This window comes from Kitasatospora sp. MBT63, assembly GCF_000710465.2.
GTDB lineage: Bacteria > Actinomycetota > Actinomycetes > Streptomycetales > Streptomycetaceae > Kitasatospora.
The window spans coordinates 37,641-40,208 of the sequence record NZ_JAIZ01000792.1 but is presented as its reverse complement, the minus strand read 5'-3'; the positions used below and the strand labels follow the sequence as shown (position 1 = coordinate 40,208).

Annotated in this window: 3 protein-coding genes and 1 pseudogene; 3 read left to right on the top strand and 1 reads right to left on the bottom strand. The window is 73.8% G+C overall.

The window, feature by feature from the left end; translation table 11 throughout:
- Positions 1 to 219 (bottom strand): annotated as a pseudogene (locus AA75_RS41410) (amidohydrolase); the annotation flags it as partial.
- Between the two features lie 330 nt (positions 220 to 549).
- On the opposite strand from AA75_RS41410, the gene AA75_RS41405 reads away from it, so the two are divergent.
- The 3 genes from AA75_RS41405 to AA75_RS41395 all read left to right on the top strand — a co-directional run.
- Positions 550 to 1,212, top strand: coding sequence for a hydrolase (locus AA75_RS41405; RefSeq protein ID WP_033825668.1), 663 nt, complete (start codon positions 550 to 552; stop codon positions 1,210 to 1,212).
- A 33-nt stretch (positions 1,213 to 1,245) separates the two neighbouring features.
- On the top strand, positions 1,246 to 1,728 hold the full coding sequence (locus AA75_RS41400) for a DoxX family protein (protein ID WP_033825667.1): 483 nt from the start codon (positions 1,246 to 1,248) through the stop codon (positions 1,726 to 1,728).
- A 94-nt stretch (positions 1,729 to 1,822) separates the two neighbouring features.
- A partial coding sequence (locus AA75_RS41395) for an MFS transporter (protein WP_033825682.1) occupies positions 1,823 to 2,568 on the top strand: 746 nt, incomplete at its 3' end.

Below are 2,568 nucleotides of genomic sequence, written 5' to 3'. Positions count from 1 at the left end.
GGGGACGGCGCGGCGGCCGAGCGCGTCGACGACCCGGGTGTCGGGGCCGACCAGCGGGACGACGTCCGCGTCGTCACCGACGGCCTGGATCAGTCCGTTCCGGATGGCCAGGGCGCTCGCCCGGGGGCGGCGCGGATCGCCGGTGTACACCTTGGCATTGCGGATGACCAGGTCGGCTGGCTGGTCCGGAGCGCCGGGGCGGATCCCGGCAACGGGCATGCTGGACAACGGAGTTCCCCTTCGGAACGGCGGCGGCTGTCGGGTGGGCGCGGGCGATTCGGACGCTCCGCCCGTGGGACCACCCGGGCGAACCTAGGCGGCCGCCGGTGTCCCGAGTGCCTTCACAGCGCATCGACGGTTGCCCCGCAGCGCACGGCGGACGCGGCTGACCTGCGGTTCGCCGTCGGTGCAGTGTCGGAACAGTCCCGGGCACGGAGCGAGCAGCCAGGCCCGGCGGTGCGAACTAGCGTCATGAACGTGCCGCCCCGCTGACCGGCGGGCGTCGGATGTTTTGCCAACTCCCCTCTCCAGCACGGAAAGAGAAGAACCATGGTCGACCTCTCCACGGTCCACGCCGCTCCGAGCCCGGACCTGCTCACCCCGGACAACGCGATGATGCTGTTCGTCGACCACCAGCCGCAGATGTTCTTCGGCACCGGCAGCGGCGACCGCACCTCGATCATCAACTCGACCGTCGGCCTGGCGAAGGCCGCGAAGATCTTCGACGTGCCGGTGGTGCTCTCCAGCGTCGCGGCCGAGTCGTTCTCCGGCCCGATCCTCCCGCAGCTGCGGGCGGTCTTCCCGGAGCAGGAGGTGGTCGACCGGACCAGCATGAACGCCTGGGAGGACGAGGCACTGGTCGAGGCGGTCAAGGCGACCGGCCGCAGCAAGATCATCCTGTCCGGCCTGTGGACCGAGGTCTGCCTGGTCCTGCCCGCCCTCTCGGCGCTGGAGCAGGGCTACGAGGTGTACGTGGTCGCGGACGCCTCCGGCGGCGTCAGCCCGCGCGCCCACGAGCACGCCCTGCAGCGGATGACCGCGGCCGGCGCGGTACCGGTCACCTGGGTGCAGGTGCTGCTGGAGCTGCAGCGCGACTGGGCCCGCACCGAGACCTACGTCCAGGTCACCGACCTGGTCAAGGAGCACGGCGGCGCGTACGGCATGGGCATCGTCTACGCCCAGTCCATGATCGACCCGCACGCCGCCGGCTGACGGACCCCGACCGATTACCGACCGGAGCACGACATGAACACGGGTCTTCTCCTGCTGCGGGTGGTCGCCGGCCTGCTGATCGCGGGTCACGGCGTCCAGAAGGTCAGCTTCCACCTCGGTGGCAGCGGACTCGCCGGCGGCACCGCCGAGTTCCGCGGCGACGGCTTCCTCGGCGGCAGGCTCACCGCCCTCGCCGCGGGCGGCACCCAGATCGGGGCCGGACTGTTCCTCGCGTTCGGCCTGCTCACCCCGCTGGCCTGCGCGGGCGTGATGGGCGTGATGACCGTCGCGCTGACCGTCAAGCGGCCGCACGGCCTGTGGGTCCAGCACGACGGCTACGAGTACCCGCTCGTCCTGGTCGTCATCGGCGCGGCACTGGCCGCGACCGGCCCCGGCGACTGGTCGCTGGACCACCTCCTCGGCCTCGCGCACTGGCCGCTGTGGTGGCTGCCGGCGGCGGTGGTCGCCGGCGTGGGCGGCGGCCTGGGCACGCGGTTCGCCCTTCACCGGGCCTGAGGCCACGACACCCCCACGACACCCCCCGAGAGCCCGGGTTCCAGGGTCCTGCCGTCCCTGGAACCCGGGCCCACCCGTTTCCGGAGGAGCACCGATGACGTCCCCGAGATCCGAGGGCCCGGCCTGGGCCCCGCTGCGGGAGAGGGTGTTCCGGGCGCTGTGGCTGGCCCAGTTCGTCTCGAACGTGGGCGGCTGGATGCAGACCGTCGGGGCGCAGTGGCTGCTGGTCGGCCACGGCGCGGCGCTGGTCTCGCTGGTCCAGGTCGCGGCCGGGCTGCCCGTCCTGCTGCTCGCCCTGCCGGCCGGCGTCCTCGCGGACCTCGTCGACCGCCGCAGGCTGCTGATCGGCATGCAGACGGCCATGGCGGCGGTCGCCGCCGTACTGGCCGCGCTCGCGCTGCTCGGCGTCCTCGGGCCGTGGTCACTGCTGGCCCTGACCTTTCTGCTGGGCTGTCTGACCGCGCTGAACGGCCCGGCCTGGCAGGCGCTCCAGCCGAGCCTGGTGCCGCGCGAGCAGCTGCGGCCCGCCGCGGCGCTCGGAGCGGTCAACATGAACGTGGCCCGGGCGATCGGGCCCGCGCTCGGCGGCGCGCTCGTCGCGGCCGCCGGCGTCGGCTGGACCTTCGCGTTCAACGCGCTCTCCTTCGCCGGCATCCTGCTGGTCCTGCTGCGTCGGCTGCCTGCCGCCGCGGCGCCCGGCCGCGGCCAGGAGCGCGAGCACGCGCTCGCCGCCCTGCGCGCCGGCGGCCGCTACGTCCGCAGCGCGCCGGGCGTCCGGCGGATCCTGCTGCGCAGTGCGCTGTTCGTGCCCGGGGCGGCCGCCCTGTGGGCGCTGCTCCC

Bases quoted from the DNA above. Each gene is read 5' to 3' on its own strand.
- AA75_RS41405 (WP_033825668.1), top strand. From the start codon at position 550: ATGGTCGACCTCTCCACGGTCCACGCCGCTCCGAGCCCGGACCTGCTC.
- AA75_RS41400 (WP_033825667.1), top strand. From the start codon at position 1,246: ATGAACACGGGTCTTCTCCTGCTGCGGGTGGTCGCCGGCCTGCTGATC.